This window comes from Streptomyces sp. NPDC043878 (assembly GCF_056435735.1).
Genome location: NZ_JBWKDW010000008.1, coordinates 15155 through 34232, shown reverse-complemented (window position 1 = coordinate 34232; position 19078 = coordinate 15155). Strand labels below are relative to the sequence as shown.

General features: G+C 72.1%; 15 protein-coding genes. 6 read left to right on the top strand and 9 right to left on the bottom strand.

The features are described from left to right. The 8 genes from AC07AZ_RS13250 to AC07AZ_RS13215 form a co-directional block, all read right to left on the bottom strand. Positions 1 to 1560, bottom strand: a complete 1560-nt coding sequence (locus tag AC07AZ_RS13250) for an APC family permease (RefSeq protein WP_478846965.1) — start codon at positions 1558 to 1560, stop codon at positions 1 to 3. 127 nt (positions 1561 to 1687) lie between these two features. Continuing rightward, entirely contained in the window at positions 1688 to 3154 is a 1467-nt protein-coding gene (locus AC07AZ_RS13245; protein ID WP_478846963.1) for an aldehyde dehydrogenase family protein, read from the bottom strand. Then, entirely contained in the window at positions 3135 to 4277 is a 1143-nt protein-coding gene (locus tag AC07AZ_RS13240) for an aromatic ring-hydroxylating oxygenase subunit alpha (RefSeq protein ID WP_478846961.1), read from the bottom strand. Before AC07AZ_RS13240 ends, AC07AZ_RS13245 begins: the two co-directional genes overlap by 20 nt. A gap of 11 nt (positions 4278 to 4288) precedes the next feature. Continuing rightward, complete coding sequence (gene solA / locus AC07AZ_RS13235; protein ID WP_478846959.1) at positions 4289 to 5443, bottom strand: N-methyl-L-tryptophan oxidase; 1155 nt, start codon at positions 5441 to 5443, stop codon at positions 4289 to 4291. Positions 5444 to 5462: 19 nt separating this feature from the next. Beyond that, on the bottom strand, positions 5463 to 7919 hold the full coding sequence (locus tag AC07AZ_RS13230) for a GcvT family protein (RefSeq protein WP_478846957.1): 2457 nt from the start codon (positions 7917 to 7919) through the stop codon (positions 5463 to 5465). A 49-nt stretch (positions 7920 to 7968) separates the two neighbouring features. Beyond that, positions 7969 to 8595, bottom strand: a complete 627-nt coding sequence (locus tag AC07AZ_RS13225) for an MBL fold metallo-hydrolase (RefSeq protein WP_478846955.1) — start codon at positions 8593 to 8595, stop codon at positions 7969 to 7971. Then, a complete protein-coding gene (locus AC07AZ_RS13220; protein WP_478846953.1) occupies positions 8592 to 9677 on the bottom strand; it encodes an S-(hydroxymethyl)mycothiol dehydrogenase in 1086 nt (361 codons plus the stop codon). Before AC07AZ_RS13220 ends, AC07AZ_RS13225 begins: the two co-directional genes overlap by 4 nt. 387 nt (positions 9678 to 10064) lie before the next feature. Then, complete coding sequence (locus AC07AZ_RS13215) at positions 10065 to 10808, bottom strand: IclR family transcriptional regulator (RefSeq protein WP_478847369.1); 744 nt, start codon at positions 10806 to 10808, stop codon at positions 10065 to 10067. 415 nt (positions 10809 to 11223) lie between these two features. Between AC07AZ_RS13215 and AC07AZ_RS13210 the strand changes: the two genes are divergently transcribed. Both AC07AZ_RS13210 and AC07AZ_RS13205 read left to right on the top strand, forming a co-directional pair. Next, positions 11224 to 11547 (top strand): bifunctional 3-phenylpropionate/cinnamic acid dioxygenase ferredoxin subunit, encoded by a 324-nt coding sequence (locus AC07AZ_RS13210; RefSeq protein WP_478846951.1) that lies wholly within the window; start codon positions 11224 to 11226, stop codon positions 11545 to 11547. A 394-nt stretch (positions 11548 to 11941) separates the two neighbouring features. Continuing rightward, positions 11942 to 13144 carry an NAD(P)/FAD-dependent oxidoreductase gene (locus AC07AZ_RS13205; RefSeq protein ID WP_478846949.1) on the top strand — a complete coding sequence of 401 codons (1203 nt, stop codon included), beginning with the start codon at positions 11942 to 11944 and terminating at the stop codon, positions 13142 to 13144. A gap of 232 nt (positions 13145 to 13376) precedes the next feature. Here AC07AZ_RS13205 and AC07AZ_RS13200 read toward each other — a convergent pair whose 3' ends face one another. Beyond that, entirely contained in the window at positions 13377 to 14078 is a 702-nt protein-coding gene (locus AC07AZ_RS13200; RefSeq protein WP_478846947.1) for a hypothetical protein, read from the bottom strand. A 418-nt stretch (positions 14079 to 14496) separates the two neighbouring features. Between AC07AZ_RS13200 and AC07AZ_RS13195 the strand changes: the two genes are divergently transcribed. The 4 genes from AC07AZ_RS13195 (at position 14497) to AC07AZ_RS13180 (ending at position 19026) form a co-directional block, all read left to right on the top strand. Further along, the gene (locus tag AC07AZ_RS13195; protein ID WP_478846945.1) at positions 14497 to 17460 is read left to right on the top strand and encodes a sensor histidine kinase; all 2964 of its coding nucleotides are present in this window, start codon (positions 14497 to 14499) and stop codon (positions 17458 to 17460) included. Then, complete coding sequence (locus AC07AZ_RS13190) at positions 17457 to 17894, top strand: roadblock/LC7 domain-containing protein (protein WP_478846943.1); 438 nt, start codon at positions 17457 to 17459, stop codon at positions 17892 to 17894. Before AC07AZ_RS13195 ends, AC07AZ_RS13190 begins: the two co-directional genes overlap by 4 nt. 9 nt (positions 17895 to 17903) lie before the next feature. Next, positions 17904 to 18299, top strand: coding sequence for a DUF742 domain-containing protein (locus AC07AZ_RS13185; protein WP_478846941.1), 396 nt, complete (start codon positions 17904 to 17906; stop codon positions 18297 to 18299). A gap of 121 nt (positions 18300 to 18420) precedes the next feature. After that, entirely contained in the window at positions 18421 to 19026 is a 606-nt protein-coding gene (locus tag AC07AZ_RS13180) for a GTP-binding protein (RefSeq protein ID WP_478846939.1), read from the top strand. The last annotated feature ends 52 nt before the right edge of the window (positions 19027 to 19078 follow it).

The window sequence follows — 19078 nt, the reverse complement described above, 5'->3', positions numbered from 1 at the left end:
TCAGTCGGTCGCCGGGGCGCCCAGCGGCGCGGCCGGGTCGTCCAGCCGGTGCTCGGCGAGTACGCCGGTCCTGTGCCGCTGCACGAACCAGTAGTAGGCGAAGCCGCCGCCGGCGATCACCGCGACGAACAGGACCGCGCCCCACCGCAGGTACCAGTGGAACGGGGCGGCCGCGTTGTAGACCTCGGCGCGCGGCCAGATCAGGTTGACCGTCATGGCCGTGCCCCACACCACGGCGACGATGTTGACGAGCAGACCCCAGCGGCCCAGCGAGAACTTGCCGTCGCCCGCGGGCTGCCACGTCCCGCGCAGCCTGGCCACCAGCATCGGGCCGGTGACGCCGAGGTAGGCGAGGTAGATCATGATGATGCCGATGCTGGTGACGACGGTGAAGATCTGCGGCTGGCGGATGTTGACGACGAGGATCGCCACGGCGAGGACACCGATGATCACCGCCGGCAGCACCGGGGTCTGGAAGCGCGGGCTGACCTTCGCCATCAGTGAGGACGCCGGCAGGTTGTTGTCGCGGGACATCGCGAAGGCGAGCCGGATCGCCGCCGTGTGCACGGCCAGCGCGCAGACGGTCACCGCGATCAGGACGCACCACAGCATCGCCTTGCCGGCCGTCGGACCGAGCACGTCGAGCACGATGAACTGCAGGCCGTCGGTGGAGAGTTTGTCGCCCTTCAGGCTGGAGACGCTCATCAGCGCGAGCAGCAGCACCAGTCCGCCGAGGATGAACGAGGCGACGATGGCGCGGATGATCGCGCGCGGTGCGTTCCGGGACGGGTCCAGGGACTCCTCGCCCAGCGAGGCAGCCGTGTCGAAGCCGTACATGACGTACGCGGAGGCCAGTGAGGCGACCATGAACGCGCCCAGGTAGCCGGCGGAGTGCCCGGCTCCGGTGCCCTGGGTGTCGGTGACGACCTGCGGCCCCCGCGTGATGTGGACCGCGAACAGCACGATGAGGACGACGGTGGCGACCAGCTCTATGAGCACGCCCGCGCTGTTGATGGTGGCCATCAGTTTGACGCCGAAGGCGTTCACCAGGGTCGTGAACAGGATCAGCACCGTGGCGAGGACGACCGCGTTGGTCGCCACGTCGTACGTGCCGGTGCCGTCCCCGACGAACTGGAACACCGACGAGATCTGCGGAAGCGTCAGCTGGTAGGCGAGGGCGACGGCCGAGATCGACACGATCGAGGCGATCAGCATCATCCAGCCGGCGAGCCAGCCCAGGTGCGGATTGCCCACCTTCTTCGACCAGTTGTAGACCGACCCCGCCACGGGATAGCGGGCGGCCAGCTCGGCGAAGCACAGGGCGACCGTGAACTGGCCGACGAAGACCATCGGCCACGACCACCAGTAGGCGGGGCCGCCGCTGCCGTAGCCGAAGTAGAAGAGCTGGAAGGTGCCGGTCAGGATGGAGATGTAGCTGATCCCGGCGGCGAAGGTGTGGAAGTTGCCGAGGGTGCGCTTGAGTTCGGGTCTGTAGCCGAACTCGGCGAGTTCGGCGTCGTCGTGGCCGTGCTCGGACGGTGGTTGTTCGGTGGTCGTCATGAGCGGACTCCTGGTGGGCCTGGAGGAGGGGATGGAGCGGCTCGGTGCGGGTGCCTGGATCGGTGGGGGAGACGGTACGTGGGGGGTGTGGGGTCGGGGGGCGGATACGCGGTGCCCGGGGGAGCCGTCAGGCGAACCAGCCCTGGGGCGCGGGGGCCGTGTTGCGCCAGATGTGCTTCGCCTCGCGGTACTCGGCGAGCCCGGAGGGACCCAGTTCGCGTCCGGTGCCGGACTGCTTGAAACCGCCCCACTCCGCCTGTGGCACATAGGGGTGGTAGTCGTTGATCCAGACGGTGCCGAGCCGCAGCCGTGCCACGACCCGGGCCGCCCTGGCCTCGTCGCTCGTCCACACGGCGCCGGCGAGCCCGTAGATCGTGTCGTTGGCCAGGCGCAGCGCCTCGTCCTCCGTGGTGAAACGTTCGACGGTCAGCACCGGCCCGAAGGACTCCTCCCGGACCACCGTCATGCCGGCGGCGCACTCGTCCAGCACGGTGGGCGGGTAGTAGAAGCCGTCCTCCAGGCCCGGCCCGGACGGACGCGCGCCGCCGCAGCGCAGCACCGCACCCTCCGCCAGCCCCCTGGCCACATAGGCCTCGACCTTGTCCCGGTGCGCCGCCGAGATCAGCGGCCCGGTCTGCGCCCGCTCGTCGAACGGACCCCCGAGCCGGATCCGCGACGCACGCCGTACGACCTCGTCCACGAACCGGTCGTGCAGCGAGTCCTCCACCAGCAGCCGCGCGCCCGCGGAACAGACCTGACCCGAGTGCAGGAACACGGCCGTCAGCGCCATGTCGACGGCCGTGTCGAAGTCGGCGTCGGCGAACACGATGTTGGGGTTCTTGCCGCCGAGTTCGAGCGCGACCTTCTTCACCGTCCCGGACGCGGCGGCCATCAGCCGGCGGCCGGTCTGCAGGCCCCCGGTGAAGGAGATCAGGTCGACGTCCGGGTGGTCGCCGAGGGGGGCGCCCGCCTCGGGGCCGGCGCCGAGGACCAGGTTGCCGCCCCCCGGCGGCAGTCCGGCCTCCGCCAGCAGCCGCAGCAGGTGGATCGCGGTGTGCGGGGTCAGCTCGCTGGGCTTGAGCACGAAGGTGTTGCCGGCGGCGAGGGCCGGGGCGACCTTCCACGCGGTCTGCAGCAGCGGGTAGTTCCAGGGGGTGATGAGCGCGCAGACGCCGACCGGTTCGTACACGACCCGGCTGTCCACGCCCTCCGTCCCCGTGTCGACGACCCGCCCGGTCTCGCTCGCGACCAGGCGCCCGAAGTAGCGGAAGCAGTTCGCGATGTCGTCGATGTCGTACTCGCTCTCGACCAGCCGCTTGCCGGTGTCCAGGGACTCGGCCCGGGCCAGCACGTCCTTGTCGCGCACGAGCAGGTCGGCGACGCGCAGCAGCAGGTCACCGCGTTCGCCGGGGGAGGTCCGTGGCCAGGGCCCGTCGTCGAAGGCGCGGCGCGCGGCCGCGACGGCCTCCACGGTGTCCTTGCCGCCCGCCTCGTCCACCACACCCACCAGGGAGCCGTCGGCGGGACAGCGGATCTCCCGGGTGCGTTCGTCGACCGCCCCCCGCCACTCACCGTCAATGAACAGATCCGGCACGGCCGCCTCCCAGCTTCTCCAGGACCCACTCGTGGAAGATCCCGATGTGGTGCTCGTTGGGGACCAGCACACCACCGTTGCGGTACGCCCGCGACGCCATGGCGGGCTGCGTCCGTTCGCAGGCCTCGAAGTCCTGCTCGTTGACCCGGTGGAACAGTTCGACCGACTTGGACAGGTCCGCCCCCGACGCGACGACCTCCGGCGCGTACAGCCAGTCGCACTCCACCACCGTGCGGTCCTCGGCCAGCGGGAACATGCGGTGCAGGATCACATGGTCCGGTACGAGGTTGACGAACACCGTCGGCTTCACGGTGATGGCGTAGTAGCGGCGGTCCTGGTCGGCGGAGAGCGCGGGCAGCGTGGCGAAGCCCTCGCTGCCGTCGACGGTGAACCCCCTGATCTCCTCGCCGAACTCGGCGCCGTGGCCCACGTAGTACTGGGCCGCGTAGCCGTCCGCGAACTCGGGCAGCACGTCGGTGAGTTCGGGGTGGATGGTCGCGCAGTGGTAGCACTCCATGAAGTTCTCGACGATCAGCTTCCAGTTCGCCCTCACGTCGTAGACGATCCGCCTGCCGAGGGTGAGGTTCTCGGTGCCGTAGTGCTCGATCGCGGCCGCGTCGCCGAGCCGTTCGACGGCGGCGCCGATCACCGTCGCCTCGAAGGAGGGGGGTTCGTCGGCCAGGCACACCCAGGCGTAGCCGAGCCACTCGCGCAGGGCCACCCTGACCAGGCCGTACGCGACCCGGTCCACGTCCGGCATGTTGATCAGGTTGGGCGCGGCGACGAGCTTGCCCTCCAGGTCGTACGTCCACGCGTGGTACGGGCACTGGAGGGTGCGCCGGACCGCGCCGGACTCCTCCGTGCACAGCCGGGCCCCGCGATGGCGGCAGATGTTGAGGAAGGCGCGCAGCTCACCGGTGCGGGTCCGGGTGACGATCACGCTCTCGCGGCCGACCTGGACCGTGCGGAAGGCGCCCGGTCCGGCGAGGTCTGCGCCGCGGACGGCGCAGAACCACATGGACTCGAAGATGTGTTCCTGCTCCTGGCGGAAGAGTTCCGGGTCGGTGTAGTGGTGCCCGGGGAGGGTGGCGATCAGGCTGGGGGAGACGGGGGTCGTCGTCACGGGCGTGCTCCTCAGGCGGGCGCGGCGGCGAGGCGGGCGGGGTCGAACAGCCCGACGGGATGGTCGGTGGTGCCGGTCAGGGCCAGGTCGGCGAGGATCTCGCCGACGACGGGCACGAACTTGAAGCCGTGCCCGGAGAACCCGCAGGCAACGGTGACCGACTCGGGGTGGGCCGGGTGCTGGGCGATCACGAAGTGTTCGTCGGGGGTGTTGGAGTACATGCAGGTCGCGGCCTTGAGGAAGGTGCCGGGGAGGTCGGGGACGCAGCCGGACATGTGGTCCGCCATCGCCGCGATCTCCTCAGGGTGGACCGTCCGGTCGATGGTCTCGGGGGTGGTCACGTCGCCCTTGCGGAAGAACGCGACCTTGGCACCGAGGTCCGGTCCGTCGATGGCGGGGAAGCCGTAGACCTGGACGCCGGCCGTGTTCTCCCAGATGTAGACCGGGTGCCGCTCGGGCAGGAAGCGCGCGGTTGCGCCGGCCGGCTGGAACCAGTACATGACCTGCCGCTCGATGGTGAAGGAAACACCGAGATCCGTCAGCAGCTGCGGCGCCCACGCTCCCGGGCAGATCACCAGCCGGCCCGCCGTGTACGTGTTCTCCGCCGTGTGCACCCGCACCCCGTCCCGGTACGGCTCCCAGCGGGTCATCGGCTCCTCGAAGTGCAGGTCGGCGCCCTGCCGGGTGGCGAGCTGGAGGTGCGCGGCGACGGTGTTCTCGGGGCGCAGGAGACCCGCCTTCCTCTCGTACAGCGCCACCTCGTCGTCCTTCGGCGCGAGCGTCGGGAACCGGCGGCGGATCTCCTTCGCGTCCAGCATCTCGTGGGGCAGGTCCCACCGGCGCGCGGAGAGCAGGGAGCCGGACACGGTCCGCGAGTCGGGCGGACCGACCATCACGCCGCCGGTCAGGATCGCGATCTCCCGGCCGGTGGCCCGCTCCAGTTCCTCGTACAGCTCGTAGGCGCGCAGCAGCAGGGGGACGTACGCCGGGTCCTCGAAGTAGGACTGCCGGGTGATGCGTGAACCGCCGTGGCTGGAGCCCCGGTTGTGCACGGGGCCGAACTTCTCCAGGCCCAGCACACGGGCGCCGCGGGCGGACAGGTGATGGGCGGCGGCGCTGCCCATGCCGCCGAGACCGATGACGATCACGTCGTAGGTGGGTGACACGTGGGCCTCCTGGGAGTGCCTAGCGGCGGATGCGGGTCATCTTCGGGTCGAAGAGCGGCTCCTCGGCGACGGTCGCGGGGAGTCTCCGGCCGAAGTACTCGATGTGCACGCCGCTGCCGGTCGTCAGGCCGGCCGGCAGCCAGGCGTACGCGACGCAGCGGCCGAGCGTGTAGCCGTACGAGGCGCTGGTCACGTAACCGGCGGGGGCGCCGTCCACGAACACCGGCTCCTTGCCGAGGACCACGGCGGCGGAATCGTCGAGGAGCAGCGGGGTGAGCCTGCGGGTCACCGGGGCGTCGTCGAGCGCGGCGCGGCCCACGAACTCCTTGTCCGTGCGGACGGCGAAACCGACGCCCGCCTCGTAGGGGTTGTGCTCGTCGGTCATGTCGACGCCCCAGGCGCGGTAACCCTTCTCCAGGCGCAGGGAGTTGAAGGCGGAGCGGCCGGCCGCGACCACACCGAGGTGCCGGCCGGCCTCCCACAGCGTGTCCCAGAGGCGCAGGCCCAGGTCGGCCGTGGTGTACAGCTCCCAGCCCAGCTCTCCGACGTACGACAGGCGCATGGCTGTGACCGGGACGTGCCCGAGGTGGGTCTCCTTCGCCCGGAAGTAACCGAACCCCTCGTGCGAGAAGTCGTCCCGGGTGAGCGGCTGGACGAGGTCGCGGGCCAGCGGACCCCAGACGCCGACGCAGCAGGTGCCGGAGGTGACGTCCCTGACCTGCACGCCCTCCGGCGCGTGCCGGGTGAGCCAGTCGAGGTCGGCGGGGGAGTTCGCACCGATCTGGAAACGGTCGGGGGCCAGGCGCGCCACGGTCAGGTCGGAACGGATGCCGCCCGTCTCGTCCAGCAGCAGGGTGTAGGTGACGGCTCCGGGCTTCTTGCGGAGGTTGTTGGTCGTCATGCGGGAGAGGAAGTCGAGGGCGCCGGGGCCGGTGACCTCCAGCCGCCGCAGGGGGGTCATGTCGTACAGGGCGACCCTCTCGCGGGTGGCCTTCGCCTCCGCGGCCGCGACGGGCGACCAGTAGCGGGCGGACCAGGCGTCGCGCTCGGGGAGCGGGTCCAGGGCGTCGACGAGGGGGGCGTTGGCCTCGTACCAGTGCGGCCGTTCCCAGCCGCCGCCCTCCAGGAACCGCGCGCCCAACTGCTGCTGCCGGACGTGGAAGGGGCTGACGCGCAGGGGCCGCGGCTGCTCCATCGGCTGGAGGGGGTGCAGCACGTCGTACACCTCGACGAACTGCTGTGAACCGCGTTCACGGACGTACGACGGTGAACGCTGCGCCTCCTCGAAGCGCGTGAGGTCGCACTCGTGCAGGTCGAGGGACGGGCGCCCGTCGACCATCCACTCGGCGACGGCCCTGGCCACGCCGGCGGAGTGGGTGACCCAGACGGCCTCGGCCAGCCAGAAGCCGCGCAGCTGCCGGGTCTCGCCGAGGAGGGGCATGCCGTCGGGGGTGAAGGAGAAGACGCCGTTGAATCCCTCCTCGATCTCCGACTCGCGCAGGGCCGGGATCAGCCGGCGGCAGTCGTCCCAGCTCGGGGCCCAGTCCTCCGTCGTGAACGGGAACGAGGACGGCATGTCCATGTTGCGGGCGCGGGCCTCGTCGTAGGGCGGGACCGCGAACGGGTCGACGGGCAGCGGCCGGTGGGCGTAGGAGCCGATGCCGATGCGGTCGGTGTGCTCGCGGAAGTACAGGTCGCGGTCCTGGTGACGGAGGATCGGCCGGGTGGCCTCCGCCTCGTGGTCCCGCAGGGCGGCGAGCGGCCGCGTCCGCGCGTACTGGTGCGCGAGCGGTTGCAGGGGCACGTCGACCCCGGCCATACGGCCGACGACCGGGCCCCAGAAGCCGGCCGCGGAGACGACGTGGTCGGCCGGGAACACGCCCCGGTCGGTGACGACGCCGGTGACGCGGCCGTTCTCCTTCTCGATGCCGGTGACCGTGTGGCGGTCCAGGAAGCGGGCGCCCCGCCCGGTGGCCCGTTCCAGCTGGGCGCGGGCCGCGGGCAGGGCACGGGCCAGGCCGTCGTCGGGGGTGTGGAAGCCGCCGAGGACCACCGACGCGTCGATGAGCGGCCACAGTTCCTTGCAGCGGGCGGGGCCGACGACCTCGCCGCGGACGCCCCAGGCGGCGGCGTATCCGGCCTTGCGGTGCAGGTCGGTGAGGCGTTCCGGGGTGGTGGCCAGCTCCAGGCCGCCGACCTGGTGGAAGCACGGGGCGCCGTCGGCCCGCAGCGAGCCGAACTTCTCGACCGTGTACCGGGCCAGTGCCGTGAGTGTCCTGGAGGGGCTGGTCTGGAAGACGAGACCGGGCGCGTGCGAGGTGGAACCGCCGGGCGCGGGCAGGGGGCCCTGTTCGAGGACGGTGACGTCGGTCCAGCCGCGGGCGGTCAGCTCGTCGGCGAGCGAGCAGCCGACGATGCCGGCGCCGATGATGACGACCTGCGGACCGTTCGGGCGGGTTTCGGGCGTGCTGGACATGCCCCTCCTTGCCGGGGTGGGGAGCGGACGCGCTTCTGGGGGGCCGTGCTCAGGGGGTGGGGACGTGGGGTCGTTCGCCGGCGATCGTCGTGTCCTGGCCGTGCCCGGTCCGCACGACCGTGTCGCCGGGCAGGATGAGCAGCCGGTTGCGGAGGGACGCCTCGATGGTGGGTCGGTCGGAGTAGGAGCGGCCGGTCGCGCCCGGGCCGCCGTGGAAGAGGGTGTCGCCGGTGAAGACCGTGTTCAGGAACGGGGCGTGCAGCGAGCAACTGCCCCAGGTGTGACCCGGGTTGTGGATCACCTGGAGTTCGATCCCGGCGACCGTGAGGATACGGCCGTCGGTCAGCTCCCCGTCCGGCTCGCGGGTGGGGTGGGTGTGGGACCACAACTCGTTGTCGCCGGGATGCAGGAGTACGGGGGCGCCGGTCAGGCGGGAGAGTTCGGCCGCCGCGCCGACGTGGTCGTCGTGTCCGTGGGTGCAGGCGATCGCGGTGACGTGCCGTCCGGCGACCGCCGCGTGGATCGCGCCGGCGTCGTGGGCGGCGTCGACGACCAGCACCTCCGCGTCGTCGCCGACCAGCCAGACGTTGTTGTCCACGTCGAACGTCTCGCCGTCGAGGCTGAAGGTGCCGGAGGTGACGACGCGCTCCACCCGTACGGCTCCGCGGGCACTCACAGGACCACCACCGAGCGCAGCACCTCACCCCGGCGCATCTTGGCGAACGCCTCCTCGACCTGGTCGAGGGCGATCGTCTCGCTCACGAACGCGTTGAGGTCCAGCAGCCCGTAGAGGTACTGGTCGATGAGGTACGGGAAGTCGCGGCTCGGCAGGCAGTCGCCGTACCAGCTCGCCTTGATGGCGCCGCCCCGCGAGAACACGTCGATCAGCGGGAGTTCGACCTTCATCTCGGGGGAGGGCACGCCGACCTGGACGAGCGTGCCCGCGTGGTCGCGCATCGCGAACGCCTGGAGGAAGGTCTCCGGACTGCCCACCGCGTCGATCGCGAGGTCCACGCCGAAACCGTCGGTGAGGGCGCGGACCGCCTCGACCGGATCGGTGCCCCTGGCGTTGACGGTGTGCGTGGCGCCGAACTTCTCGGCCTGGTCGAGTTTCTTGTCGTCGATGTCGATCGCGATGACCTTCATGGCGCCGTTGAGGCACGCACCGGCGATGGCCGCGTCGCCGACGCCGCCGCAGCCGATCACCGCGACCGAGTCGCCGCGGCCCACGTTGCCCGTGTTCACGGCCGCGCCGTAGCCGGCCATCACCCCGCAGCCGATGAGCCCGGCGGCCTCGGGGCGGGCGGCCGGGTCGATCCTCACCGCCTGTCCCGCCGCGACCAGCGTCTTCTCGGCGAACGCGCCGATGCCGAGGGCGTTGGTGAGCGGGGTGCCGTCGAGGAGGGTCATCGGCTGGGTGGCGTTGCGGGAGTCGAAGCAGTACCAGGGGCGGCCGCGGCGACAGGAGCGGCAGGTGCCGCAGGGGGCGCGCCACGCGAGGACCACGTAGTCGCCGGGTTCGAGGTCGGTGACGCCCTCGCCGACCGCCTCGATCGTGCCGGCCGCCTCGTGGCCGAGGAGGAAGGGGAAGTCGTCCGTGATCGCACCCTCCCGGTAGTGCAGGTCCGTGTGGCAGACCCCGCAGGCCTGGACGGTGACGAGCACCTCGCCGGGACCGGCATCGGGGACGACGATCGTCCGCACCTCGACGGGTGCGCCCTTCCTGACAGCGACTACGGCACGGACCTCGTGTGGCACGACAGGCTCCTCTGCTGTTGCGCAATGCACGATGGGTTGCGCGATGAGGAACATACTGAGAACGCCACCGAGTGGCCGTCAAGAGGTGCGAGTTAACCCTTGGCAAAAGGAACGGGACGGGCGAAACGTGCCGGACACACAACGGCGCGGGACCAGGGAAGTACCGGTCCCGCGCCGTGTCCGCCGTGCGGTGTGGATGCGTCGGGGTGCTTTCTGTGGCTGTCGGTGCGTTCGGTGCGTTCGGTGCGTTCGGTGGTCGTGGTGTCTCGGGTGCCCTGGGTGCGCCGGAGCCTTGTGGGGCCTGAGGGTTTGGGGGCCTGAGGGCTTTGGGGCCTGAGGGTCTGGGGTGGCCTGGGAGCCTGGCGGTCCGGGGCCACCCGGGGTGCGTCAGAAGCCGTAGCCCATCCGTCGGGACAGCTCCGCCCCGGCCGCCACCGTGCGCTTCGCCACCTCGGGCAGCCGGTCGCCGTTGAGGCGGTACACCGGCCCCGAGACGCTGATCGCGGCGATGACCTTGCCGTCGTGCGCCCTGATCGGGACCGCCACCGCCGCAAGCCCCAACTCCAGCTCCTCGACCGTGAGGCCGTACCCCTGCTCGACCACCGCCTCCAGCTCGCCGCGCAGCACCGACGAACCTGTGATGGTGCGTTCCGTGAAACGTGGCAGGGTGCGGGCCAGCAGGCCTTCGCGCAGGGTCGGCGGCATGTGCGCGAGCAGCACCTTGCCACTGGAGGTGGCGTGCAGCGGGGTGCGTCTGCCCAGCCAGTTCTGCGCCGTCACCGAGGCGGTGCCCCGGGCCTGCATGATGTTGACCGCCGCGTCGTCGTCCAGGACCGCGATGTTGACCGTCTCGCCCAGCTCGTCGGCGAGTTCCCGGCAGACCGGCACGCCCTCCTGCGAGATGTCCAGCCGTACGGCCGCCGCTCCGGCCAGGCGCAGCACGCCGGCCCCCAGGTAGTACTTGCCGCGGTCCTTGGCCTGCGCCACCAGGCCGCGGTTCTCCAACACGCCGAGCAGGCGGAACGCGGTGGACTTGTGCACGTCCAGCTCCTCGGCGATCTCCGTGACACCCGCCTCGCCGTGCCAGGCCAGGATCTCCAGCACGCTCACGGCGCGGTCCACCGACTGCACGGCGCTCGCCGCGCCGCGGCCGCCCTGCTGCGCCGTGGTCCCGGGTGACGACCGCTTCCCGGAACTCCTCGGTTCCGCCGGCTCCTCGGCATGCTCGTCGCCGGGGTCGGACTGCTTCTGCGTGCGGGTCATGGCTCGACTCTCACCACCTGTCGGCCCGGTTTGGGCCGCATCTGCGGGAAACCCTTGACGTGACGGTCGTCCCGCCCGGATTCTGTTGCGCACAGCGCTTGCTCATGCGCCATGCGAAACATCATGTTACCGAAGGGTCCTGATCCCGGAAGGGCTGCGCAGCCCGGAACGGGACCGGACGGTCCGGACCAACGGCGGTCCGGTGCTCCTGAACTGCCCGACTGCCCGACTGCCTGGACCGAGTCGGTTCCGGACCGCGTGTCCCGGACCGAGAGGGGGGCCCATGATTCCTGTCTGCCGCCTCGAAGACCTCCCCGAGGGTGAGTCCGTCCGTCTGGAGACGACGCCACCCGTCGCCGTGTTCCGCACCGATGACGGCGAGTTGTACGCCATCGACGACACCTGCACCCACCAGGACGCCTCCCTCTCCGAGGGCTGGCTGGAGGGCTGTCTGGTCGAATGCCCGCTGCACGCGGCATCGTTCGATCTCCGCACCGGCCGGCCGACCTGCCTCCCGGCCCGCCGCCCCGTCCGCACCCATCGCGTCACCGTCGAGGACGGCGTCATCCACGTCCACCCGGACGCGCAGGAGGGGACCGCCGCATGAACACCCCCGACGCGCGGGGCACGACGGCTCGCGGCAACGGCCACCCGACACGGGTGGGCCCCCGCATCGCCCGCCCGACACGGGTGGGCCCCCGCATCGCCCGTCCGACGCCGACGGTCCGCCACGTCGGACTCGCGACGCCTGGTCTCGCGGTGCCGCGCCGCACGCTCCCTGGTCTCGCGGCGCCCGGCCGCACGGAACACCCCGGCCTCACGGAACACCCCGGCCTCACGGAACGGGCCCGAGAGGCGGGCCGGTCCCGCGCCGCGTCCTCGGCGTCCGCACCGAGCCGGGACGCCTCCGCACCGAGCCGGGACGCCTCCGCACCGAGCCGGGACGCCTCCGCACCGAGCCGGGAGGCGCCCGCACCCAGCCGCGAGAGGAGCCGCACCGCATGAGGACCGTGACCGTCGTCGGAGCCTCCCTCTCCGGTGTCTACGCGGCCCGGGAACTGCGGGCCCAGGGCTTCGACGGACGTCTGGTGATCGTCGGCGACGAGCCGCACCGTCCCTATGACCGGCCTCCCCTCTCCAAGGACTTCCTCACCGGCCGTGCGGACGAGGACCACCTCGCCCTCACCGACGCCGACGACCTCGCCGGACTGGACGCCGAATGGCGCCTGGGCGTCCGGGCCCGCGGCCTCGACTCCCGGGGCCGCACCGTGCTGCTGGACGACGGCCGTACCGTGTCGACCGACGGCGTCGTCATCGCCACCGGCGCCTCGGCGCGCCGCCTGCCGGGCGCCGCCCTGCCCGGAGTGCACACGCTGCGCACCCTGGACGACGCCCGTGCCCTGCGCGACGAACTCACCCGGGGACCACGCGAAGTCGTGGTCATCGGCGGTGGGTTCATCGGCGCCGAGACCGCCTCCTCCTGTACCGCTCTCGGTCACGCGGTCACCGTCGTCGAAGCCGCCCCGCTGCCGCTCGTGCCCCAACTCGGCGCGGAGATGGCCGCCGTGTGCGCCGCCCTGCACCGCCGGGGCGGCGCGGAGCTGGTCACGGGTACCGGAGTCGCGGGGCTGCGCGGCACGGAAGCTGTCACCGGCGTGGAACTCGCCGACGGCCGCCTCCTGCCCGCCGAGATCGTGATCGTCGGTATCGGCGCCACCCCCAACACCACCTGGCTGGCGGGTTCGACGCTCGCCCTGCGGGACGGCGTCCTGTGCGACGACGGCTGTATGACGGCCCTGCCCCAGGTGGTCGCCGTGGGTGACGTCGCCCGCGTCGGCGGTCACCGGGCCGAGCACTGGACCTCCGCCACGGAGCAGCCCAGGGTCGCCGTGGCCAACCTGCTCGCCGGGCGTGCGCGGGAGACCGCGCGGTCGCTGCCGTACTTCTGGTCGGACCAGTACGGGGCACGCATCCAGTTCGCCGGCCGACGCGGACCCGGTGACACCGTGCGCGTCACCGAGGGCGCCCTGTCGGGCGGCGCGCCCGCGGAGGACGGCTTCCTCGCGCTCTACGAACGGGACGGACGTACGACCGCCGTGCTCGCCGTGAACCGCCCCCGCCCGTTCATGCGCACGCGCCGCGAACTGGCACGGGAGGAAGACCGGCCGGGGGAGAAGGGCCGGGTGCGGTCCGACGCACTCTGACCCGCCGGCCGGGACCCCGGACCACCCCGCCGGCCGAGGCCACCCGCGACTACCCGTCCGGGCGTACTCCGACCGCCACCTCGCCGCCCGAGGCCGCCCCTGACCGCCACCCCGCCGGCCAGGGGCGCCGGCAAACCGGTCCCGGCGGACGGCCAACGGCAGGGGGCAACCACCCCGCCGGTCGCACCCCGTCCGAGTGAGTGTCGCCGTCCCCGGGCGGCCCGCCAACCTCTCAGGGGTGCGACAGCTGCCCCGTGCCGCCCTGCCGCCGTATCCGCTCCTGGGCCCGCTCCGTCGACCGGGCGTGCCGCCTGGTCCTGCGTCGCTCGCGCCGCAGGGCTCGCGCGGTGCTGCTGGGCGTGGACACCACGCCGTTGCGCTGGTTCCAGACCTGGCGCGTCACCCAGACGTCGAGCGCGGCCCAGGTCGCCACGACCGTGCTGGCCACGCTGCTGAGCACCATCGGGAACGCCAGCCAGGAACCGGCCATGGTGCACAGGAAGGCCACCATCGCCTGGATCAGCGTCACCGAGATCACGAGCACCGCCCGCACCGCCGCCGTACGCACCGGGTCCGGCATGCGCCGCCGCCGCGCAGGTTCCTCCACCCACAGCTGCCGGGACGGGCGCTCCTGCCCGGCGTCGTCGTACGCGCCGGCCCCTATCGCGCTCCCGCGCGCCGCCGTGCCGCGTGCCCTGGTTTCCCGGAGCCCTTCACGCCGTGCCGTCCCGGCACCCGTCTCCGCCGGAACACCCGTGTCCGTCCGGGCACTTCTGTCTCTCCCGGCACCCGTGTCCGCCCCGGCGCCAGGTCCGTCCACCGCCGGACGCCCGGACACCGCACTGCCGAGACCCGGTGCCTCAGGACTCCGCTCCGCCGTCAACTGTGCCGTCATGCCGCCTTCGGGCGCATCGCGCCGCTCCGCCGTGCCCATCAACGTGTCACTCCCCACCGCCAGCAGACCGTCGCCCCGGTGTCCGAAGACCCGGCTTCTCAGTGGCTGCCCGGCTTGCGCTGTTTTACGCTGCCCCGGTTGCGAGACGCGGCTCCTGTGACCGATTCCGCCCCCAACTCCCGTAGAAAAGACGAACGAAGCGCCTCCAAGATTCCCGCCGGGCGAAGATTTCCGGCCAACTGCTCAGACAGGGCGTTCGACCCGCTCCGGGCACCGTCGCCGTGTCGTGGGAGGCCATCTCCCGCCATGAGCGGACAACTCCGCATGTCTCGTCCCGGATGCGGAAGTTCGGCTTCCGGACGGGTCTTCGAGTTACCTGTGCGGCAGTAGTAGGCTCGCGCCGTTTGTTGACGTACATGTGTGCCCCCTGACCCTGGGGGTCGAGCTGGGGGAGGCCATGCGCTTTCGCGGGAAGTCGATCCGCCGGAAGATCGTGGCGCTGCTTCTCGTGCCGCTGGTGTCCCTCGCCGCGATCTGGGGCTTCGCCACGGTACTGACAGGCCGGGAAGTCACCCAGCTGTTCCAGGTGTCCTCCGTCGTGGAGAAGATCGGCTACCCCGCCGAGGACGCCGTCCGGAGCCTGCAGCAGGAACGCCGTCAGACTCTTGTCTACCTCGCCGATCCCCGGGCCGCGGACGCGCTCTCGGCGCTGCGCACCACCCGGGGCCTCACCGACTCGGCCGTCGGCAAGTTCCGCGACAACACGAAAAACTCCGACGTCCGCGACGCGCTGGACGCCGACGACTCCGAACGCCTCACCGCCGTCCTCGACGCCTTCGACGGCCTCGGCGCGCTGCGCCGCAGTGTCGGGGAGGGCACGGTGTCCCGGGAGCGGGCCCTCGGCCTCTACAACCGGCTCGTGGACCCCTGCTACGCCCTGCTGGCGTCGCTCGACGGCGTCGACAGCGTGGAGCTCGACAAGCAGGCCCGCGCCCTCGTCAACGTGACCCGCGCGCGCGAGCTGCTCTCCCGCGAGGACGCCCTGCTCGGGTCCGCCCTGGTCGTGGGGAAACTCTCCCGGAGCGAGATCCGCCAGGTGTCCGACCTGGTGGCCCAGCGCACCCTGATGTACGACATCAGCCTGCCGGTCCTGCCGCCGGCCGAGCGTGAACGCTACGAGCACTTCTGGGAGAACGCCTCCACCGCGCCCCTGCGCTCCGCCGAGCTGGACGTCGTCTCCGCGGAGCCCGGCCCCGCCGACGCCGCCGTGAGCGCCAGGAACTGGGACGCCGCCGCCGGGAACGTGCTCGACGAACTGGCCACCCTCGACGACCAGGCCGGCGACCGCTACCAGGACCGTGTCCGGCCGTCGGCCGTCAGCGTCATCGTCAAGGCGTCCGTCGTCGGCGTGCTCGGACTGGTGGCGGTGCTCTTCTCGCTCGTCCTGTCCGTGCGCGTCGGCCGTGGCCTCATCCGTGACCTCAGGCAACTGCGCCAGGACGCGCACGAGGCGTCCGGGGTGCGGCTGCCCAGCGTGATGCGCCGCCTGTCCGCGGGCGAACAGGTCGACGTGGAGACCGAGGTCCCGCGCCTGGAGTACGACAGGAACGAGATGGGCGAGGTCGGCCAGGCGCTCAACACGCTCCAGCGGGCCGCCGTCGAAGCCGCCGTCAAGCAGGCCGAACTCCGCGCCGGCGTCTCCGAGGTCTTCGTCAACCTCGCCCGCCGCAGCCAGGTCCTGCTGCACAAGCAGCTCACCCTGCTCGACACCATGGAGCGCAGGACCGAGGACACCGACGAACTCGCCGACCTGTTCCGCCTCGACCACCTCACCACCCGTATGCGCCGGCACGCCGAGGGCCTGGTGATCCTCTCCGGAGCCGCCCCGTCCCGGCAGTGGCGCAAACCCGTCCAGCTCATGGACGTCGTGCGGGCCGCCGTGGCGGAGGTGGAGGACTACGAGCGCATCGAGGTCCGCAGGCTGCCCCGGGTCGCCGTGACCGGCCCCGCGGTCGCCGACCTCACCCACCTCGTGGCCGAACTCCTGGAGAACGCCACCGTGTTCTCCCCGCCGCACACCGCCGTCCAGGTGATCGGCGAACGCGTCGCCAACGGCTTCACCCTGGAGATCAACGACCGAGGCCTCGGCATGGCGGCCGACGCCCTGCTCGACGCCAACCTCCGGCTCGCCGAGACACCGGAGTTCGAGCTGTCGGACACCGACCGGCTCGGCCTGTTCGTCGTCAGCCGGCTCGCCCAGCGGCAGAACGTCCGCGTCTCGCTCCAGCCCTCCCCCTACGGCGGCACCACCGCCGTCGTCTTCATCCCGGACGCGCTCCTCACCGACGACGTCCCGGACACCAACGGCATCGGCTTCCGCCTCGACCGGCCGCAGCCCTCGAAGGAAGCCCGGCTGGAGGAGGCGCACCGGGCCTCGCTCAGCAAGGCGTCCACGCAGTCGGGGCCGCCCGTCCCGGTCCTCAACGGGCCGGTCGAACTGGAGGCGCCCGTCGACCTGGACGCCGTCGGGGGGTTCCCGGGCGCGCTCGGCGACGAGGACGGCGAACACGGTGGGCTCTTCCGCCCGCGGCACGCGCTCCTCGGCGCGCCCGACGAGACGCGCGGCCGGCTCGGCGAGCCGCTGCGCGAGGTACCCGACACCGACGGCGGCCCGAACCCGGACGACCGCGCGGACGCCACCTTGTCGCTGCCGCGCCGCAGGACGCCCAAGCTGGTCAGCTCCCACGGACGCCCCGTCACCGGACGCGCCCGACGTGAGGAGCTGGAGGAGGCCGGGGCGGACCCGGCCCGACCGCGGCCGCCCGCCGCACTGCCCTCCCGCCGCCGGGGCGCCGCGCCGCTGCGCCGCGGCACCGGAGTGGCCGACCGCGCCGACGAGTTCACGAACACTCCGGCCACCACACAGCCGGACCCCGCCGGCGATCACGACGCCCCCGCGCTCCCCAGGCGCACCCGGCGCGCCGAGATCGCGTCGCCCGGCGCCCCGGAACCCGCGAGGAGCGTCGACCCGGCCGGCCGCCTCGGCCCCGCCCGCGACCCGCGCACCCCCAGCACCGGCGCCGACGCGCAGGGCACGGACTCCGGCACGGCCGCCCTGCCCCGCCGTGTACGGCAGGCCAGCCTCGCTCCGCAGTTGAAACAGAGCACCGCGCGCCGCCCCCAGGACAGACCGGAGGCCGCCGAGCGGGACGCCGACGAGGTACGCAGCCGGATGGCCTCGCTCCAGCGCGGCTGGCAGCGCGGCCGCCAGGAGAACGCCGCGGGCGACGACATCCACAGCGGCGCGGCACCGCAAGGAACGACAGACGACGCCCACAGCGGCGCGGCACCGCAAGGAACGACAGACGACGCCCACAGCGGCGCGGCACCGCAAGGAACGACAAAGGGGGACGGTCGATGACCGCACCGAAGCCGACCGACCGCACGCCGACCAGCGGGTCCGGTGAACTCAACTGGCTGCTGGACGACCTGGTCGACCGTGTCGCGAGCATCCGCAAGGCCGTCGTGCTCTCCGGCGACGGTCTGGCCACCGGCGTGTCGAAGGACCTGTCCCGCGAGGACGCCGAGCACCTCGCGGCCGTCGCCTCGGGGTTCCACAGCCTCGCCAAGGGCGTCGGCCGCCACTTCGAGGCCGGCAGCGTGCGCCAGACGGTCGTCGAACTGGACGACGCCTTCCTGTTCGTGACCGCGGCGGGCGACGGCAGCTGCCTCGCCGTCCTCTCCGACGCCGACTCGGACGTCGGGCAGGTCGCCTACGAGATGACGCTCCTCGTCAAGCGCGTCGGTGTGCATCTGAGCGCCGTTCCACGCACCGATCTGCCCTCGGGCGGGTAGTGGGATGACATGAGCCCAGACGGTCAGGGAAGAAGCCACTGGTTCGACGACGAAGCCGGACCCGTCGTACGTCCGTACGCCATGACGCGCGGCCGCACCACCAGTGCGGGCCAGCACCGCCTCGACCTCATCGCGCTGGTCGTCACCGAGACCGAGGCGGACGATCCGGAGGCGGACCACTCGCTGTCCCCGGAACACGTGGACATCGTCGAACTGTGCCGTGAGGCCCCGCAGTCGGTCGCGGAGCTGGCTGCCGGACTCGACCTGCCCGTGGGAGTGGTCCGGGTGCTCGTCGGAGACCTCGTGCACGGCGAGTTCGTGCACGTGAACCGGCCCGTCCCCCCGGCCGAGCTGCCGGACGAGGACATTCTGCGCGACGTGATCAACGGACTCCGGGCGCTGTGAGCGGCGCGGAGGCGGGGGACTGACATGACGTTCCGGCCGTCGCGCCCCCCATCGAGACCCCCGGCGGCGCAGGGCCACGGGCCGGCGTCGCCCGCACCCCATAAAGCAGGAGAAGAGATCGATGATCTTCGGGCGCTCTGAGCGCGGCAAGCCTCCGGTCGAGCCCGTCACGCTCAAGATCCTGGTGGCCGGCGGCTTCGGTGTGGGCAAGACCACGCTCGTCGGCGCGGTCAGCGAGATCAGGCCGCTGCGCACCGAGGAGTACCTCACTGAGGCCGGCCGCCCCGTCGATGACACGCGGGGTGTGGAGGGCAAGCACACCACCACCGTCGCCATGGACTTCGGCCGCATCACGCTCCGCGAGGACCTGGTGCTGTATCTGTTCGGCACGCCCGGCCAGGAACGGTTCTGGTTCATGTGGGACGAGCTCTCCGAGGGCGCCCTCGGAGCCGTCGTCCTTGCCGACACGCGCCGTCTGGAGGACTGCTTCGCCGCCGTCGACTACTTCGAGCGGCGCGCCATCCCCTTCGTCGTCGGCGTCAACTGCTTCGAGGGCGCCGCCCGTCACCCGGTGGACGCCGTCCGCCAGGCCCTGGACCTGGACGACAACGTCCCCCTTCTGCTGTGCGACGCCCGCGACCGCGAGTCCGTCAAGGAGACCCTCGTGGGCGTGGTCCAGCACGCGATGAGATACGCGGCCGACCAGCGCCGGACCCTCACCACCTGACGCGACACCGCCTGACACCCGCACGGCCCGTACCCCCGCCGACAGGGGTACG

What these genes read in the sequence shown, in the direction of transcription:
- AC07AZ_RS13230 (WP_478846957.1), bottom strand. Translation starts at nt 7,919, where the DNA reads ATGTCCAGCACGCCCGAAACCCGCCCGAACGGTCCGCAGGTCGTCATC.
- AC07AZ_RS13195 (WP_478846945.1), top strand. Translation starts at nt 14,497, where the DNA reads ATGCGCTTTCGCGGGAAGTCGATCCGCCGGAAGATCGTGGCGCTGCTT.
- AC07AZ_RS13185 (WP_478846941.1), top strand. Translation starts at nt 17,904, where the DNA reads ATGAGCCCAGACGGTCAGGGAAGAAGCCACTGGTTCGACGACGAAGCC.
- AC07AZ_RS13210 (WP_478846951.1), top strand. Translation starts at nt 11,224, where the DNA reads ATGATTCCTGTCTGCCGCCTCGAAGACCTCCCCGAGGGTGAGTCCGTC.
- AC07AZ_RS13205 (WP_478846949.1), top strand. Translation starts at nt 11,942, where the DNA reads ATGAGGACCGTGACCGTCGTCGGAGCCTCCCTCTCCGGTGTCTACGCG.
- AC07AZ_RS13190 (WP_478846943.1), top strand. Translation starts at nt 17,457, where the DNA reads ATGACCGCACCGAAGCCGACCGACCGCACGCCGACCAGCGGGTCCGGT.
- AC07AZ_RS13250 (WP_478846965.1), bottom strand. Translation starts at nt 1,560, where the DNA reads ATGACGACCACCGAACAACCACCGTCCGAGCACGGCCACGACGACGCC.
- AC07AZ_RS13180 (WP_478846939.1), top strand. Translation starts at nt 18,421, where the DNA reads ATGATCTTCGGGCGCTCTGAGCGCGGCAAGCCTCCGGTCGAGCCCGTC.
- AC07AZ_RS13200 (WP_478846947.1), bottom strand. Translation starts at nt 14,078, where the DNA reads ATGGGCACGGCGGAGCGGCGCGATGCGCCCGAAGGCGGCATGACGGCA.